Source organism: Mycobacterium sp. NGS33, from assembly GCF_059812885.1.
The window spans coordinates 307,406-323,885 of record NZ_JCALDN010000001.1 but is presented as its reverse complement, the minus strand read 5'-3'; the positions used below and the strand labels follow the sequence as shown (position 1 = coordinate 323,885).

The 16,480-nt window shown below is 68.1% G+C and carries 19 protein-coding genes; 17 read left to right on the top strand and 2 right to left on the bottom strand.

Going from position 1 to position 16,480, the window contains the following annotated elements:
• Positions 1-20 precede the first annotated feature (20 nt).
• Entirely contained in the window at positions 21-2,372 is a 2,352-nt protein-coding gene (locus tag AC5Y5B_RS01270; RefSeq protein WP_500002880.1) for an arylsulfatase, read from the top strand.
• A gap of 11 nt (positions 2,373-2,383) precedes the next feature.
• Positions 2,384-3,310, top strand: a complete 927-nt coding sequence (locus AC5Y5B_RS01265) for a DUF4436 domain-containing protein (protein ID WP_112632710.1) — start codon at positions 2,384-2,386, stop codon at positions 3,308-3,310.
• Between the two features lie 6 nt (positions 3,311-3,316).
• Here the strand turns inward: AC5Y5B_RS01265 and pstS are convergent, their stop codons facing one another.
• Positions 3,317-4,450, bottom strand: coding sequence for a phosphate ABC transporter substrate-binding protein PstS (pstS, locus tag AC5Y5B_RS01260; protein ID WP_500002875.1), 1,134 nt, complete (start codon positions 4,448-4,450; stop codon positions 3,317-3,319).
• A gap of 257 nt (positions 4,451-4,707) precedes the next feature.
• Here pstS and AC5Y5B_RS01255 point away from each other — a divergent pair, with 257 nt between their 5' ends.
• The 14 genes from AC5Y5B_RS01255 (at position 4,708) to rplO (ending at position 13,738) form a co-directional block, all read left to right on the top strand.
• Positions 4,708-5,652 carry a DUF4436 domain-containing protein gene (locus AC5Y5B_RS01255; RefSeq protein ID WP_500002873.1) on the top strand — a complete coding sequence of 315 codons (945 nt, stop codon included), beginning with the start codon at positions 4,708-4,710 and terminating at the stop codon, positions 5,650-5,652.
• Between the two features lie 27 nt (positions 5,653-5,679).
• Positions 5,680-6,570 (top strand): formylglycine-generating enzyme family protein, encoded by an 891-nt coding sequence (locus tag AC5Y5B_RS01250; RefSeq protein WP_500002871.1) that lies wholly within the window; start codon positions 5,680-5,682, stop codon positions 6,568-6,570.
• A 253-nt stretch (positions 6,571-6,823) separates the two neighbouring features.
• Positions 6,824-7,726: a DUF4436 domain-containing protein gene (locus tag AC5Y5B_RS01245; protein ID WP_500002869.1), complete on the top strand. Its 903-nt coding sequence runs from the start codon at positions 6,824-6,826 to the stop codon at positions 7,724-7,726.
• A gap of 36 nt (positions 7,727-7,762) precedes the next feature.
• Positions 7,763-9,223 carry an HNH endonuclease signature motif containing protein gene (locus tag AC5Y5B_RS01240; RefSeq protein WP_500002867.1) on the top strand — a complete coding sequence of 487 codons (1,461 nt, stop codon included), beginning with the start codon at positions 7,763-7,765 and terminating at the stop codon, positions 9,221-9,223.
• Positions 9,224-9,453: 230 nt separating this feature from the next.
• Positions 9,454-9,822: a 50S ribosomal protein L14 gene (gene rplN, locus AC5Y5B_RS01235; protein ID WP_003403649.1), complete on the top strand. Its 369-nt coding sequence runs from the start codon at positions 9,454-9,456 to the stop codon at positions 9,820-9,822.
• A complete protein-coding gene (gene rplX / locus AC5Y5B_RS01230; RefSeq protein WP_066999320.1) occupies positions 9,823-10,140 on the top strand; it encodes a 50S ribosomal protein L24 in 318 nt (105 codons plus the stop codon). It abuts the gene before it with no gap.
• Positions 10,140-10,718, top strand: coding sequence for a 50S ribosomal protein L5 (gene rplE / locus AC5Y5B_RS01225; protein ID WP_112632679.1), 579 nt, complete (start codon positions 10,140-10,142; stop codon positions 10,716-10,718). Before rplX ends, rplE begins: the two co-directional genes overlap by 1 nt.
• A gap of 3 nt (positions 10,719-10,721) precedes the next feature.
• On the top strand, positions 10,722-10,907 hold the full coding sequence (locus AC5Y5B_RS01220; RefSeq protein WP_003873499.1) for a type Z 30S ribosomal protein S14: 186 nt from the start codon (positions 10,722-10,724) through the stop codon (positions 10,905-10,907).
• 85 nt (positions 10,908-10,992) lie between these two features.
• Positions 10,993-11,391, top strand: a complete 399-nt coding sequence (gene rpsH / locus AC5Y5B_RS01215; RefSeq protein WP_065056829.1) for a 30S ribosomal protein S8 — start codon at positions 10,993-10,995, stop codon at positions 11,389-11,391.
• Positions 11,392-11,412: 21 nt separating this feature from the next.
• Positions 11,413-11,952: a 50S ribosomal protein L6 gene (gene rplF / locus AC5Y5B_RS01210; protein WP_112632678.1), complete on the top strand. Its 540-nt coding sequence runs from the start codon at positions 11,413-11,415 to the stop codon at positions 11,950-11,952.
• A 41-nt stretch (positions 11,953-11,993) separates the two neighbouring features.
• Positions 11,994-12,362 carry a 50S ribosomal protein L18 gene (gene rplR / locus AC5Y5B_RS01205; protein WP_112632709.1) on the top strand — a complete coding sequence of 123 codons (369 nt, stop codon included), beginning with the start codon at positions 11,994-11,996 and terminating at the stop codon, positions 12,360-12,362.
• A gap of 37 nt (positions 12,363-12,399) precedes the next feature.
• Positions 12,400-13,083: a 30S ribosomal protein S5 gene (rpsE, locus tag AC5Y5B_RS01200; protein ID WP_112632677.1), complete on the top strand. Its 684-nt coding sequence runs from the start codon at positions 12,400-12,402 to the stop codon at positions 13,081-13,083.
• On the top strand, positions 13,080-13,298 hold the full coding sequence (gene rpmD / locus AC5Y5B_RS01195) for a 50S ribosomal protein L30 (protein ID WP_112632676.1): 219 nt from the start codon (positions 13,080-13,082) through the stop codon (positions 13,296-13,298). Before rpsE ends, rpmD begins: the two co-directional genes overlap by 4 nt.
• Complete coding sequence (rplO, locus tag AC5Y5B_RS01190; protein WP_066869416.1) at positions 13,295-13,738, top strand: 50S ribosomal protein L15; 444 nt, start codon at positions 13,295-13,297, stop codon at positions 13,736-13,738. The genes rpmD and rplO overlap by 4 nt, the downstream gene beginning before the upstream one ends.
• Here rplO and AC5Y5B_RS01185 read toward each other — a convergent pair whose 3' ends face one another.
• Positions 13,739-14,665: an LLM class flavin-dependent oxidoreductase gene (locus AC5Y5B_RS01185; protein WP_500002862.1), complete on the bottom strand. Its 927-nt coding sequence runs from the start codon at positions 14,663-14,665 to the stop codon at positions 13,739-13,741. It abuts the gene before it with no gap.
• A 38-nt stretch (positions 14,666-14,703) separates the two neighbouring features.
• On the opposite strand from AC5Y5B_RS01185, the gene sppA reads away from it, so the two are divergent.
• Positions 14,704-16,479 (top strand): signal peptide peptidase SppA, encoded by a 1,776-nt coding sequence (gene sppA, locus AC5Y5B_RS01180; protein ID WP_112632674.1) that lies wholly within the window; start codon positions 14,704-14,706, stop codon positions 16,477-16,479.
• The last annotated feature ends 1 nt before the right edge of the window (position 16,480 follow it).

Here is a 16,480-nt window from a genome sequence, read left to right as displayed (position 1 = left end):
AGTGGCGTTACGCTCGGCGCATGTCTCCTGACTTCAGCGGCAAGATCGAGCTCGACATCCGGGATTCCGAACCGGACTGGGGGCCCTACGCCGCTCCGACGGCGCCGGCCGACGCGCCCAACGTGCTGTACCTGGTGTGGGACGACACGGGCATCGCGACCTGGGACTGCTTCGGCGGCCTGGTGGAGATGCCGGCCATGTCACGCATCGCCGAGCGCGGCGTCCGGCTCTCGCAGTTCCACACCACCGCGCTGTGCTCGCCGACCCGGGCGTCGCTGCTCACCGGGCGCAATGCCACCACCGTCGGCATGGCCACCATCGAGGAGTTCACCGAGGGCTTCCCCAACGCCAACGGCCGCATACCCTTTGAGACGGGGCTGCTCTCCGAGGCGCTCGCGGAGCAGGGCTACAACACGTACTGCGTGGGCAAGTGGCACCTGACGCCGCTCGAGGAATCCAATCTCGCCGCGACCAAGCGGCACTGGCCGACGTCGCGTGGCTTCGAACGGTTCTACGGATTCCTCGGCGGTGAAACCGACCAGTGGTATCCCGACCTGGTGTACGACAACCACCCGGTGAGCCCCCCGGGCACCCCGGAGGACGGCTACCACCTCTCCAAGGACCTGGCCGACAAGACCATCGAATTCATCCGCGACGCCAAAGTGATTGCGCCCGAGAAGCCTTGGTTCTCCTACGTGTGCCCCGGCGCCGGGCATGCGCCGCACCACGTCTTCAAAGAATGGGCGGACCGTTACGCCGGCCGCTTCGACATGGGCTACGAGCGCTACCGCGAGGTCGTGCTGGAGCGGCAGAAGGCGCTCGGAATCGTGCCGCAAGACACCGAACTGTCACCGGTCAACCCGTATCTGGACGTGAAGGGGCCGGGCGGTGAGCCGTGGCCGCTGCAGGACACGGTGCGGCCCTGGGAATCGCTGAACGACGAAGAGAAGAAGCTGTTCGCCCGGATGGCCGAGGTGTTCGCCGGGTTCCTCAGCTACACCGACGCCCAGATCGGCCGCATCCTGGACTATCTCGAGGATTCGGGCCAGCTGGACAACACCATCATCGTGGTCATCTCCGACAACGGCGCCAGCGGCGAAGGTGGCCCGAACGGGTCGGTCAACGAGGGCAAGTTCTTCAACGGCTACATCGACACGGTCGAAGAGAGCATGAAGCTGTTCGACCACCTCGGCGGCCCCGAGACCTACAACCATTACCCGATCGGCTGGGCGATGGCCTTCAACACCCCCTACAAGCTCTACAAGCGGTACGCCTCCCATGAGGGCGGCATCGCCGACACGGCAATCATCTCGTGGCCCAACGGAATTGCCGCGCACGGAGAGGTCCGCGACAACTACGTCAACGTCTGCGACATCACCCCGACCGTCTACGACCTGCTGGGCATGGCGCCGCCGCAGACCGTCAAGGGCATCGCCCAGAAACCGCTGGACGGCGTGAGTTTCAAGGCGGCCCTTGCCGATCCGGGCGCCGACACGGGCAAAAGCACCCAGTTCTACACCATGCTGGGCACCCGCGGGATCTGGCACCGGGGCTGGTTCGCCAACACCATACATGCGGCGACGCCGGCGGGCTGGTCGCATTTCGACGCCGACCGCTGGGAACTGTTCCACATCGAGGCCGACCGCAGCCAGTGCCACGATCTGGCCGCCGAAAACCCGGACAAACTCGAAGAACTCAAGGCGATGTGGTTCTCGGAGGCGGACAGATACAACGGGCTGCCGCTGGCGGATCTGAATATTCTCGAGACGCTGGGGCGCTCGCGGCCGTACCTGGTCAGCGACCGCAACAGCTACATCTACTATCCCGACTGCGCCGACGTGGGCATCGGTGCCGCCGCCGAAATCCGCGGGCGGTCGTTCTCGGTGCTCGCCGAGGTGACCGTCGACACCACCGGCGCCGAGGGCGTGCTGTTCAAGCAGGGCGGCGCGCACGGCGGGCACGTGCTGTTCATCCAGGACGGCGGGCTGCACTACGTGTACAACTTCCTCGGCGAGCGCCACCAGGAGGTGTCGTCGTCGGACGCCGTGCCGCTGGGCCGACATCTGTTCGGGGCCAGCTATTCACGCACCGGGACGGTCGAGAACAGTCATACGCCGCTGGGCGATGTCACCTTGTTCATCGACGACAATGTCGTCGGCACGCTGCCCGGGGTGACCACCCATCCGGGCACCTTCGGGCTGGCGGGCGCCGGCATTACGGTCGGGCGCAACGGCGGGTCGGGAGTGTCCAGCCGTTACAAGGCGCCGTTCACCTTCACCGGCGGCACCATCACCCAGGTCACCGTCGACCTGTCGGGGCGGCCCTACGTGGACGTGGAAGCCGAAATCGCACTTGCGTTTTCGCGGGACTGATGGGTACCCCGATGACCGCCGGGCCGACGGGGCCGCAGGCACCGGCCGGTGCCCGAGGACGGCAAATCGCCATTGCGTTCGGGATCGTCGCCTCCCTCGTCGTCATCTATGTGCTCTCGCTGATCGCCGTGCACCTGCTGGCCAAATCGGCGCCCGCGCTGCCCGCGGTGGACCTGAGCAAGGTCGAGGCCGAGGACAGCGTCGTGCAGGTGCGGCTGGAGAAGCTGGACACCGTCGCGAACCGGCTGACGGTCAATGTGCTGGTCTACCCCAAAGACACGTTGTACGACAAGAACTTCGGGGTGCTGACGACCGACGCGGCGGTGCGGCTGTATCCCGACAACGACCTCGGTGACCTGCAGTACCCGGTCGGCAAGGCGCCCGCGCAGGTGACCACCACCATCGAGGCGCACGGCGATCCCGCGAACTGGCCGTTCGACTCGTACCGGACCGGGGTCATCTCGGCCGACGTGTTCACCGGGTCGGGCGCGAACAAGGAGAAGACCGCCGCGCGCGTCGAAGCGACCGGGGGGTTGGACGGGTGGGATGCCACCGTCACCCGCGTCCACGACGCCGAAGACAACAACCCGGATCTCAAGGATGACGTGGTCATCACGCTGCACCGGGCCAAGGGGCAGCTGATCTTCGATGTAGGGATCTGCCTGGTCCTGATCTCGTTGCCCGTGTTGGCGTTGTGGGTCGCCATCCCGGTGGCGCTGGGCCGGACGTCGTTCCTGCCGCCGCTCACCACGTGGTACGGCGCAATGCTTTTCGCGATCGTCCCGCTGCGCAACATCCTGCCCGGCAGCCCGCCCTACGGTTCGTGGGTGGACCAGGCGATCGTGCTGTGGGTATTGATCGGGCTGGTCACCGCGCTGACGCTGTTCCTGGTCGGCTGGTGGCGACAGCGCGATCGAAAAACGCCCACCCGGACCTAGTTTCGCTCATTCGGGCCTGGGTGCGTCCACCGAGGTGATCGCGTCGACCGCGCCGGACACCCTCGCCTGGAAATCGGGCGAGAGCGGGATGTAGCCGCTCTTGGCCAGTTCGGTCTGGCCGGGTCCGATGGCCGCCTGCAGAAAAGCCTTGACCGCCTTGGCCACATCGAAGGTGGGGTACTTGGAGCAGACGATCTCGTAGGTCGCCAACACGATCGGGTAGACGTCGGGCTGGGCGGGGTTGTAGAACGACGACAGGTCGAGCACCAGATCGTTGCCGGCGCCGGTGATCTTGGCGCCCTTGATGGTTTTGCCGACGGTGTCGGTGCCGATCCGGACGGGGCGCAACGACCTGCGGCTGGCCGGCGTCTTGATCTCGGCCGCGAACAGCCCCTGCTGGAGCGCGAACGACAGTTCGTTGTAGCCGATCGCCCCCTCGGTGCTCTTCACGGCGGCCGCGATGCCGGTGTTGCCGACGGCGCCGGAGCCGACGCCGCCGTTGAAGGCCTTGCCCGCGCCCTTGGTCCAGGCCCCGCCGGATGCGGACTGCAGGTAGGCCTGGAAGTTGTCGGTGGTGCCCGAACCGTCGCTGCGGTAGATGACGTGGATGTCCTCGGCCGGCATGGAGGCGTTGAGCAAGGTCAGGGCGGGGTCGTCCCAGCGCGTGATGGTGCCGTTGAATATTTTGGCCAGCGTGGGCGCGTCGAGCACCAGCGAGTCGACGGCGGCGAGGTTGTAGGTGATGGCCAGCGGGCCGAACACCACCGGCAGGTTCCAGGCGTCGGCACCGCCGCACCGCTGTCTGGCGGCGGCGTACTGGTCACCCGACAGCGGGGTGTCCGATCCAGCGAAATCCGTTCTTCCGGAAAGGAAGTCGGAGATCCCATTGCCCGACCCGTTGGCGGTGTAGTTCAGGGTCTCCCCGGAGCAGGCCTGGCGATAGGCATCGACGAACCGGGTCATCGCGTTGGCTTGGGCGGTCGAGCCGCTGGCCGCCAGGGCCTGCTTGCCGCCGCAGTCGACCTTGGCCCCGGCGGTATACGGCAGGCTTGCGGGGGAGTTGCTGCATGCCGCGACCAACGTGGCGGCCACCAGAACACCGGTGGCCGGTGCCCAACGCTTGCGCTTCACACGAGACATTTACCGCCACCGGCTTAACAGGCAAACAAACTCCGGATGAAGTGGTGCGCCGGCCGGCCGCGTACCGCTAGTGGGCGCGGTGCGGGCCGCGACGAGCACCGAGGCCCCCGCATCCGTTTCGCTGAGCTGTGCGCGCCGCCGCGGATGCTTGGGGAAATTACCTAAACATGACGAATTTTCTAACTTCCCCCGCGCCGAGCGCGAGTTCGCTAGCATCCGTCCTCGAGTGTCCGAATTCGCCACGGAGGTGTTGACCGATGACCCACCACGCACCGCCCTCGCCACCGCCTCCGGCGCCCTCGGAGCAACCACCCGCGGCGCCCCCGCCGGCGTCCGCGCCCGATCGGCGGAAGCGGCGCAGGATCGTCGCCGTGGCGGCCGTCGCGGGCTTCCTCGCCGTCTACGTGCTGTCGCTGTTCGGGGTGCACCTGCTCGCGAAATCGGGGGGCCCGCTCAAGCCCCCGGACCTCAACGCCACCAATGACACCGTCGTGCTGGTGCGCCTCGAAAAGCTGGACACCACCGCGAACCGACTGACGGTGAAGGTCCTGGTGATCCCCGAGGAGTCGATGTTCGACAAGCGCCTCGAGGTGCTCAAGACCGACACCGCGGTGCGCATGGATCCCCCGAACGACCTCGGCGACCTGCAGTATCCGGCCGGCAAGTCACCGGCGCAGGTGGCGACCACCATCGAGGCGCGCGGCGACCCGAACAACTGGCCGTTCGATTCCTACCGCACCGACGCCCTGTCCGCCGATGTGCTTGTCGGCCAGGGCGATGCGCGCCGCTACATTCCCGCTCGGGTGGAGGTCACCGGCGGCTTGGACGGCTGGGACGTCAGCGTCCAGCGCGTCGGCGAGGCCAGCCAGGACTCCGATCGCGCCGACAACGTCGTCATCACGCTGCATCGGGCCAAGGGGCCGCTGATCTTCGACCTCGGCATCTGCCTGGTCCTGTTCGCGCTGCCCGCGTTGGCGTTCGCCGTGGTCATCCAGATCGCCTTGGGCAGAAGGAAATTCGTGCCCCCGTTCGTCACGTGGTTTGCCGCCATGTTGTTCGCCGTCATACCTATCCGCAACTTCTTGCCGGGGGCGCCCCCGCCGGGAGCGTGGATCGACCAAGTCCTGGTGATCTGGGTGTTGATCGCGCTGGTCGCGGCGATGGCCCTCTACATGCTCACCTGGTACCGGCAATCCGACTGACGCGCCTCGCCGGCGTAGCCTGGCGGGGTGCTCACCGAGCTGGTCGACCTCCCGGGCGGGCCATTCCGCATGGGATCGACCAACTTCTACCCCGAAGAGGCGCCAATCCACACCGTGACGGTGGCTCCCGTCGCGGTGGAACGGCACCCGGTGACCAACGCGCAGTTCGCCGAATTCGTCGCCGCCACCGGGTATGTGACGGTGGCCGAGCAGCCGATCGACCCGGCGCTGTATCCGGGAGCGGACCCCGGCGAGTTAGTCCCGGGCGCAATGGTTTTCCGTCCCACCGCTGGCCCGGTCGACCTGCGCGACTGGCGGCAGTGGTGGCAGTGGGTGCCGGGGGCGAGTTGGCGTCACCCGTTCGGCCCCGACAGCGATGTCGCGGACCGCGGCGATCACCCGGTGGTGCAGGTGGCGTATCCGGACGCGACGGCCTATGCGCGCTGGGCCGGCCGGCGCCTGCCGACCGAGGCCGAATGGGAGTACGCGGCCCGGGCCGGGTCGGCGACCACCTACTCGTGGGGTGAGGAGGCCACCAGCGGGGGCCGGCTGATGGCCAACACCTGGCAGGGCAGCTTCCCGTACCGCAACGACGGGGCGCTCGGCTGGGTGGGGACGTCACCGGTAGGGGCCTTCGCCCCCAACGCTTTTGGTCTCGTCGACATGATCGGCAACGTGTGGGAGTGGACGGCCACCGAATACTCCGCGCATCACCGGCTCGACCTGCCGCCCAAGTCCTGCTGCACCCCGTCGGGGCCCGCCGATCCGTCCGTCAACCAGACGCTGAAGGGCGGCAGCCACCTGTGCGCACCGGAGTACTGCCACCGGTACCGTCCGGCCGCCCGGTCACCGCAATCGCAGGACTCCGCGACGACGCACATCGGGTTTCGCTGCGTGGCCGACTCGTCGCCTAGTTAGCAAATCGGCAACTCTTGGTTGGCCGGTCGCGGCCTGGCCCACTCAACGGGCGAAATGAACGGTGCGTGGCCGTGGGGTGACAGGCGCCTGATGCGTTTCTGGACAGGCGCTTTCGCCGCGCGGTTGCCCGCATCATTCCGCTAGCATCTGACGGCGTGTCGCCCATGTCCGACCGGACGCCGCCCGCGGCGTCGCCGCGGCGCCAGCAAGCCTCGTGGGGTGTCCGCCGTCGTGTTGCTCGCGGCGGCCGGCAATGACCACCGAGGCCCCCACGAAGAAGCGCGAGGCGCCGCGGATCGCGATCGGTGTGTGCATTCTCGCGGGCGTCATCATCGTCTATGTCCTGTCGCTTTTCGGCGTGCATTTTTTGCAGCGATCCGAGGGGCCGCTGCCGCCACTGGACCTGAGCCAGGGCGGCGGGGACGCCACGATCGTGCAGCTGCGCCTCGAAGAGCTGAAGCCGGTGGCCAACCGCCTGTCCGTCGAGGTGCTCGCCTATCCCGGAGTTGCCCAGTACGACAACCGCTTTGACGTACTGGCCAACGACGTCGCGGTGCGTCTTTATCCCACAAGCGATCTGGGGGATCTGCAATACCCCAAGGGCAAAGCGCCGGACCAACTGAGCACCACGATCGAGGCGCACGGCGATCCCGGAAACTGGCCGTTCGACTCCTACCAGACCGAGCCGATCGCCGCCGACGCGTTCGTGGGCACCGGCGAGGGCCGCAGGAAGGTCCCCGCCCGCGTCGAGGTGACCGGCGCGCTGGACGGCTGGCAGGTGAGCGTCAACCGCATGCACGACCCCAGCGCGCTGCCCACCTCGCGCGCGACCGACAGCGGCAACGTGGTGATCACCCTGAAACGGGCCAAGGGGCCGCTGATCTTCGACCTGGGCATCTGCCTGGTGTTGGTCAGCCTGCCCACCCTGGCCCTGCTGGTCGCCATTCCGATGGCGCTGGGGAGAAGGAAGTTCCTGCCGCCGTTCGCCACCTGGTACGCCGCGAACCTGTTCGCCATCGTCCCGCTGCGCAACATCCTGCCCGGGGCGCCGCCGCCCGGGTCGTGGATCGACCAGGCGATCGTGCAGTGGGTGCTCATCGCGCTGGTCACGGCCATGACGCTGTACATCGTCGCGTGGATCCGGCAGGGCGACTGACCATACGTGTCGGGGCCCGATGGCATAATCGAACGTATGTTCGAGTGGTGGTATGCCTCGCGGGAGACGCCGGAGTCGGCGGCGCTGCTGGCTCGGGTGCGCGAGGCGGGGTGCGCGGAGGCGCGGGCGGCCGCGGAGCGGTTGGTGGCCGTCGGTGAGCTGCTGGTGTTGCGCTGCCGCGAGTCGGGGGAGCGCGCGGATTGGGCGGCGGACGCGTGGGAGGCGGTGGCCGCGCAGGTGGGTGCGGCGTTGGGGTGCAGCGTGGCGATGGGCCATAGCTATGTGCGGTATGCGATGGCGATGCGGGATCGGTTGCCGCGGGTCGGTGCGGTCTTTCGGGCCGGGCACATCGATTACCGGGCGTTTCAGACGGTCGTGTTTCGCACCGACTTGATCACCGATGAGGAGGTGCTGGCCCGCGTCGACGCGCAGGTTGCCGCACTGGTGTCGCGGCGGCCGTCGCTGACCCGGGGAGCGCTGGGCGCCGCGGTGGACCGGCTGGTCGCCGTGGTCGATGCCGACGCGGTGCGCCGGGCCAAGGACGCACTGCGCGATCGCTACGTGGATGTGCTGTCCAACGAGTCGGGGATGGCATATGTGACCGGCAGCGTCCTGGCCACCGACGGGCTGGCCCTGGATCGGCGCCTCGATGCGCTGGCCGCCACGGTGTGTGAGGCGGATCCGCGCACGGTCACGCAGCGGCGCGCGGATGCGTTGGGGGCGTTGGCCGCCGGCGCTTCGCGTTTGATGTGTGGTTGCGGGAGTGCCGACTGCGCGGCGGCTGCGCCGAACGGGGTCAAGAGCAACGTGGTGATCCACGTGATCGGCGAGCAGGCCAGCCTCGAGGGCACGGCGCCGACGCCGGCGGTGGTGCCGGGGGTGGAAGGGCTCATCCCGGCCGAAGTAATCGCGCAGTTGGCCACCTCGGCGCGGCTGATGCCGCTGATCGCCCCGAGCGGCGCCGAAACCCGTTACACCCCCTCGGCCGCGCTGGCCGATTTCGTGCGCTGCCGGGATCTGACGTGTCGGGCCCCGGGCTGCGACCGGCCGGCCGGCGAGTGCGATCTCGACCATACGGTCCCGTACGCCGACGGCGGCGCGACGCACGCCTCCAACCTCAAGGCGCTGTGCCGCGGCCACCATTTGATGAAGACGTTTTGGGGCTGGCGCGACCGCCAACTGCCCGACGGCACGGTCATCTGGACGCTGCCCGACGGGCACACCTACGTCACCACCCCGGGCAGCGCGCTGCTGTTTCCCCAGCTGTGCGCCCCCACCGGTGATGTTCGAGTGACGGCGACACCGCCGCCCGACTACTGCACCGAACGCGCCGCCATGATGCCCAGACGCCGCCGCACCCGGGCACAAGACCGCGCCCATCGCGTCGCCGCCGAACGGCGGCACAACCACGACGCCCGCCTGGCCCGGCCCACCCCGCCGGCCGGCCACGCCTGGCCCACCACCCACGGGTTCGACGGGGACCCGCCACCCTTTTAGGTGCAGAATCGACCCATCTCGACCGCCTTGGCGCAGAATTTGGCTCTGAGCTGGTCGTCCCCTAGACTCTAGGGGTTGCCTTGGGCAGACCTCGGCCGGTGCGAATCGGCCCCGCGTGCCCTTCGGTGACAAAGACCGCGCACGTCAGGTTTTTTGGTGGGTCATGCCCGCCGAATGCCCGCCCAGGTGGGTTCTCCTGCCGTGCACACGCAACCAGGTCAGGAGATCGAGTGATTCAGCAGGAATCGCGACTGAAGGTCGCCGACAACACCGGCGCCAAGGAGATCTTGTGCATCCGTGTGCTCGGCGGCTCGTCGCGACGCTACGCCGGCATCGGTGATGTCATCGTCGCCACCGTCAAGGACGCCATCCCCGGCGGCAACGTCAAGCGCGGAGACGTCGTCAAGGCCGTCGTGGTGCGCACGGTCAAGGAGCGCCGCCGTCCCGACGGCAGCTACATCAAGTTCGACGAGAACGCCGCGGTGATCATCAAGCCCGACAACGACCCGCGCGGGACGCGCATCTTCGGGCCGGTGGGCCGCGAGCTGCGCGAGAAGCGGTTCATGAAGATCATCTCGCTTGCCCCGGAGGTTTTGTAAATGAAGGTCCGCAAAGGCGACACCGTCCTGGTCATCGCCGGCAAGGACAAGGGCGCCAAAGGCAAGGTGCTGCAGGCTTACCCGGAACGCGACCGAGTGCTGGTCGAGGGCGTCAACCGGATCAAGAAGCACACCGCGATTTCGACCAACCAGCGCGGAGCGCAGTCGGGCGGCATCGTCACGCAGGAAGCCCCCATCCACGTCTCCAACGTGATGGTCGTCGACTCGGACGGTAAGCCCGCCCGCGTCGGTTACCGGGTCGACGAGGAGACCGGCAAGCGGGTTCGTATCTCCAAGCGCAACGGCAAGGACATCTGATGAGTACTGCAGAAAAGGTTCAGCCGCGCCTGAAAGAGCGCTACCGCAGCGAGATTCGCGATTCGCTGCAGCAGCAGTTCGGCTACGGCAACGTCATGCAGATCCCGACGGTGACCAAGGTCGTCGTCAACATGGGCGTCGGCGATGCGGCGCGCGACGCGAAGCTGATCAACGGCGCGGTCAGCGACCTGAGCCTGATCACCGGGCAGCGCCCCGAGATTCGTCGCGCGCGCAAGTCCATCGCGCAGTTCAAGCTGCGTGAGGGCATGCCGATCGGTGCGCGGGTCACCCTGCGCGGCGACCGGATGTGGGAGTTCCTGGACCGCCTCACCTCGATCGCGCTGCCCCGTATCCGCGACTTCCGTGGGCTGTCGCCCAAGCAGTTCGACGGTGTCGGCAACTACACCTTCGGGCTCGCCGAGCAGTCGGTGTTCCACGAGATCGACGTGGACAAGATCGACCGGGTCCGCGGCATGGACATCAACGTCGTCACCTCGGCGACGACCGACGACGAAGGACGAGCGCTGTTGCGGGCCCTCGGCTTTCCGTTCAAGGAAGAACCTCAAAGGGGAAATTGAGCGATGGCAAAGAAGGCACTGGTCAACAAGGCCGCTCGCAAGCCGAAGTTCGCGGTGCGCGGCTACACCCGTTGCAACAAGTGCGGCCGCCCGCGCGCGGTCTTCCGCAAATTCGGCCTGTGCCGGATCTGCCTGCGCGAGATGGCGCACGCGGGCGAACTGCCCGGCGTGCAGAAGAGCAGCTGGTAACAGCCCCAACCACTAAGACCAACCCAGAAAAGGTGCGCGACAGGCCCGGACCGGGAACCATCGCGAGGAAGGTACCAACGCTGTCATGACGATGACGGACCCGATCGCAGACTTCTTGACACGTCTGCGCAACGCCAATTCGGCGTATCACGACGAGGTGACGCTGCCGCACTCCAAGATCAAGGCGAACATCGCCCAGATCCTCAAGAGCGAGGGCTACATCACCGATTACCGGACCGAGGATGCTCGGGTCGGCAAGTCGCTGATCGTTCAGCTCAAGTACGGGCCGAGCCGGGAGCGCAGCATCGCCGGCTTGCGCCGCGTGTCCAAACCCGGTTTGCGGGTGTATGCGAAATCCACCAATCTGCCGCGCGTGCTCGGTGGCCTGGGTGTGGCGATCATCTCCACCTCCTCGGGCCTGCTGACCGACCGCCAGGCAGCCCGACAGGGCGTGGGCGGCGAAGTCCTCGCGTACGTCTGGTAAGGGCGGAGGTAACGAAAGACTATGTCTCGCATTGGTAAGCAGCCGGTTCCGGTCCCGTCGGGAGTCGACGTGACGATCGATGGCCAGAAGGTGTCGGTGAAGGGGCCCAAGGGCGCCCTGGATCTGACGGTGGCCGAGCCGATCACCGTGTCGCGCAACGACGATGGCGCGATCGTGGTCACCCGTCCCAACGACGAGCGGCGCAACCGCTCGTTGCACGGGCTGTCGCGGACCCTGGTGTCCAACCTGGTCACCGGCGTGACGCAGGGATACACCACCAAGATGGAGATCTTCGGCGTCGGTTACCGGGTGCAGCTCAAGGGTGCCAACCTCGAGTTCGCGCTGGGCTACAGCCACCCCGTGGTGATCGAGGCTCCGGACGGCATCACGTTCGCCGTCCAGTCGCCGACGAAATTCACCATCACCGGGATCGACAAGCAAAAGGTCGGCCAGATCTCGGCGAACATCCGCCGTCTGCGCCGCCCCGACCCGTACAAGGGCAAGGGCGTGCGCTACGAGGGTGAGCAGATCCGCCGCAAGGTCGGAAAGACAGGTAAGTAATCATGGCGCAAACACAAGCTGGCACCGCCGCGCGAAAGCCGGTGGGGCAGAGCGTATCCGCGACTCGGCGCGTCTCTCGGCTGCGCAGGCACGCACGGCTGCGCAAGAAGATCGCCGGCACCGGCCAGCGGCCGCGGTTGGTGATCAACCGGTCCTCGCGACACATTCACGTGCAACTGGTCAACGACGAGAACGGCACCACGGTGGCGGCCGCGTCGTCGATCGAGGACGACGTGCGCAGCCTGCAGGGAGACAAGAAAGCCCGCAGCGTGCGGGTGGGCCAGCTGATCGCCGAGCGCGCCAAGGCCGCCGGCATCGACAGCGTGGTCTTCGACCGTGGCGGATACACCTACGGCGGACGGATCGCGGCGCTGGCCGATGCCGCACGCGAGAACGGATTGCAATTCTGATGACGAAGAGCTTGAACACGATTGGAAGGACCGCATAATGGCGGAGCAGCCGACCGGCGGACAAGGCGCCGGCGACAGCCGTGACTCGCGCGGCGACCGCGACAGCCGCGGTCGACGCGGCGACGGCGGTCGTGGTGGCCGCGACCGCGACGGCGACAAGAGCAACTACCTGGAGCGGGTTGTCGCGATCAACCGCGTCTCCAAGGTGGTCAAGGGTGGACGGCGATTCAGCTTCACCGCACTGGTGATCGTCGGTGACGGCAACGGCATGGTCGGTGTCGGCTACGGCAAGGCCAAGGAAGTTCCCGCGGCCATCGCCAAGGGCGTCGAGGAGGCCCGCAAGGGCTTCTTCCGGGTGCCGCTGATCCGCGGGACCATCACCCACCCGGTTCAGGGTGAGGCGGCGGCCGGCGTGGTGCTGCTGCGCCCGGCCAGCCCGGGTACCGGGGTGATCGCCGGTGGCGCCGCGCGCGCGGTGCTGGAATGCGCCGGCGTACACGACATCCTGGCCAAGTCGCTGGGCAGCGACAACGCGATCAACGTAGTTCACGCGACGGTCACCGCCCTCAAACTGCTGCAGCGCCCCGAGGAGGTGGCCGCTCGCCGTGGCCTGCCCATCGAGGACGTTGCGCCGGCCGGAATGCTCAAAGCCCGTCGGGAAAGTGACGCGATGGCCAGCGCGGCGGCTCGCGAGGCCCAGACCTCGGGGGCACAACCATGAGCAGTCAACTGAAGATCACCCAGGTGCGCAGCACCATCGGGGCCCGCTGGAAGCAGCGTGAGTCCCTGCGCACCCTGGGCCTGCGGCGGATCCGCCACTCGGTGATCCGCGAGGACAACGCGCAGACCCGCGGACTGATCGCGGTGGTCAGCCACCTCGTCGAGGTGGAGCCCGCCGAGGCGTCGACCGCGGGTACCGGAGGTAGCAAGAAATGACGATCAAGCTGCACGATCTCAAGCCGGCGCGCGGGTCGAAGACCGCGCGCACCCGGGTCGGTCGCGGTGAGGGCTCCAAGGGCAAGACCGCCGGTCGCGGTACCAAGGGCACCAAGGCACGCAAGAACGTGCCGGCCACCTTCGAGGGTGGCCAGATGCCGATCCACATGCGGCTGCCCAAGCTCAAGGGATTCCGCAACCGGTTCCGCACCGAGTACGAGATCGTCAACGTCGGCGACCTCAACCGGCTTTTCCCGCAGGGTGGTTCGATCGGCGTGGACGAGCTGGTGGCCAAGGGCGCGGTTCGCCGCAACTCGTTGGTCAAGGTCCTCGGCGACGGCAAGCTGACGGTCAAGGTCGAGGTGTCCGCGCACAAGTTCAGCGGCAGCGCGCGCGAGAAGATCACCGCAGCGGGCGGTTCGGCCACCGAGCTGTCCTAGCTAGCTCAGCTGCGGAATCACTTCTGCGGCAAGGCGTTCCATCTGCTCGCGGTTCTCGCCGGCGTCGATGCCGACGGGATTGAGTAACACCATCTGCGCCCCGGCGTCGATGACCTCGCGCAGCCCGCGCACCACGTCGTCGGGTGTGCCGGACACCGGCACGTCCGCCACGCCGGGCATCCGCCCATAGATGCGGTCCAGGCCGGCGAGCACGCGTTCGCGGGCTGTGGCGGCGTCGTCGTCGATCATCAAATAGACCCGTTTGCCGATGGTGAAGGTCGCGGGGTCCTTGTGTTGCTCGTCGAGTTCGCGCCGCACGACGTTCACGGCGCCGGCGAACGCCTCGGTGGTCGACGAGCCGGCGCCCAAAAATGAGTCGCCGTGTCGCACCGCGCGGGCCAGGGCCTTGGGCGCCAGGCCCCCGAACCAGATCGGCGGGTGCGGGCGCTGCACCGGCTTGGGCGATATCGGCAGGTCGTCGACGTCGCGGAACCGACCGTGAAACGTCACCCGCGGCTCGTCGGACCAGGCCGCCTTCATCAGCTCCAGGCCCTCGGTGAAATACGAGACGAAGGTGTCCCCGTCGACGCCGAAGGCGGCGAATTTCCGTCGACCACCCCCGGGCGCGACACCAATGTCCAAGCGGCCGTGGCTGAGTCGGTCGACCGCGGTGGCGGCCGAGGCCAGCTGCAGCGGGTCGTGCAGCGACGTCACCAGGACGCCGACGCCCAGGCGCAGCCGCTCGGTGCAGGCCGCGCAGTAGGCCAGCAGTTCCAGCGGAGCCAGCAGCGGTGCGGGCCCGATGATCTGTTCGAGCAGCCAACCGCCCTCGAACCCGAGGTCCTCGGCGCGCGCGAGGAAAGCGCGCAGCCCCGCCGCGTCGAAGTCGTCGTAGTCGAACTGCGGAATCGCGATGGAAAACCTCACCCGACCACCGTACGGGCGCGCATCGGTAGTCTGCAGACATGTTCGCTTTCCTGCCTTCGATTCCCGGCGTCGACGATGTTCGGGCGCTGGCCGGGCGGGTCGACACCGCCCGCCATCACGGCGTGCCCAACGGCTGCGTGCTCGAATTGGACCTGCGCTCGATGCCGCCGGAGACGTCGGGCTTCGACCCGCTGGGCCTCATCAGCGGGGGCAGCCGGCAGGTCGCGCTGCGCGACGTGGTGGCCGCCATCTACCGGGCGGCCGAGGATCCGCGGGTGGCCGGGCTGATCGCCCGTGTGCAACTGACGGCGTCGCCGGCGGCGGCGGTGCAGGAACTGCGCGAGGCCGTCGTCGCTTTCACCGCCGCCAAGCCGTCACTGGCCTGGGCCGAGACCTACCCGGGCACCCTGTCGTACTACCTGGCGTCGGCGTTCGGCGAGGTGTGGATGCAGCCGGCGGGGAGCGTCGGGCTGATCGGCTTTGCCAGCAATGCCACCTTCCTGCGCGACGCGTTGGACAAGGCCGGCATCGAAGCACAATTCGTCGCCCGCGGCGAATACAAGTCGGCGGCAAACCGTTTCACCGAGCACGGCTTCACCGAGGCCCACCGCGAGGCCGTCACCCGGATGCTGGAGAGCCTGCAGGAGCAGGTGTGGGAAGCGGTCGGCAAATCGCGCAAACTCGACGCCGCCGCGCTGGACGCGCTGGCCGACCGCGCCCCGCTGTTGCGCGAGGACGCCGTGTCCTCGGGCCTGGTCGACCGGATCGGTTTCCGGGACGAAGCCTACGACCGCATCGCGGAAATGGTTGGCGTGAAAGATGTTTCGGAGGACGACGCGCCCCCGCGGCTGTACGTGTCGCGCTACGCCGGCGCGGCCCGGTCGCGGCTGACGCCGCCGGTCCCCCCGGTTCCCGGGCGGCGCACCAAACCGACGGTCGCCGTGATCAACGTGGACGGCACGATCGTGGACGGGCGTGGGGGACCGCAGTTCCTGCCGTTCGGTGCCTCCACCGTGGGCAGCGACACCATCGCCCCGGCGCTGCGGGAAGCCGCCGCCGACGATTCGGTGTCCGCGATCGTGCTGCGGGTGAACAGCCCCGGCGGCTCGGTCACGGCGTCGGAAACGCTGTGGCGAGAGGTGAAAATGGCGCGCAAGCGCGGCAAGCCGGTGGTGGCGTCGATGGGTGCGGTCGCCGCATCCGGCGGCTACTACATCGCGGCCGCCGCCGACGCGATCGTGGCCAGCCCCGCGACCATCACCGGTTCGATCGGCGTGATCACCGGCAAGCTGGTGATCCGCGATCTGCTGCAGCGCCTGGGCGTCGGGCTGGATACCGTGCGCACCAACGCCAATGCCGATGCCTGGTCGATCGAGACGCCGTTCACCCCCGAGCAGCGCGCCCACCGCGAGGCCGAGGCCGACCTGGTGTACGCCGACTTCCTGGAGCGGGTCGCCGACGGTCGCAATCTGACCACCGAGGCGGTCGATCGCGTGGCCCGGGGCCGGGTGTGGACCGGTGCCGACGCGCGCGAGCGGGGTCTGGTCGACGAACTGGGCGGTTTCCGAACCGCTTTGCGCCGGGCGAAAGTGCTTGCGGGACTGGACGAGGACGCCGACGTGCGCCTGGTCACCTTCCCGGGCGGCTCGCTGCTGGACATGCTGCGGCCGCGAGCCTCCTCGCAGCCGGCCGCCGCGTCGCTGCCCGACGCGCTGGGGGCGCTGCTGGGCCGCACCATCGGCGGCATCCTGGACAACGTGGAACGGTCCTGCAGCGGCGCCAGCGCGCTGTGGCTGGGTCCCTGGCGCCTCTAGA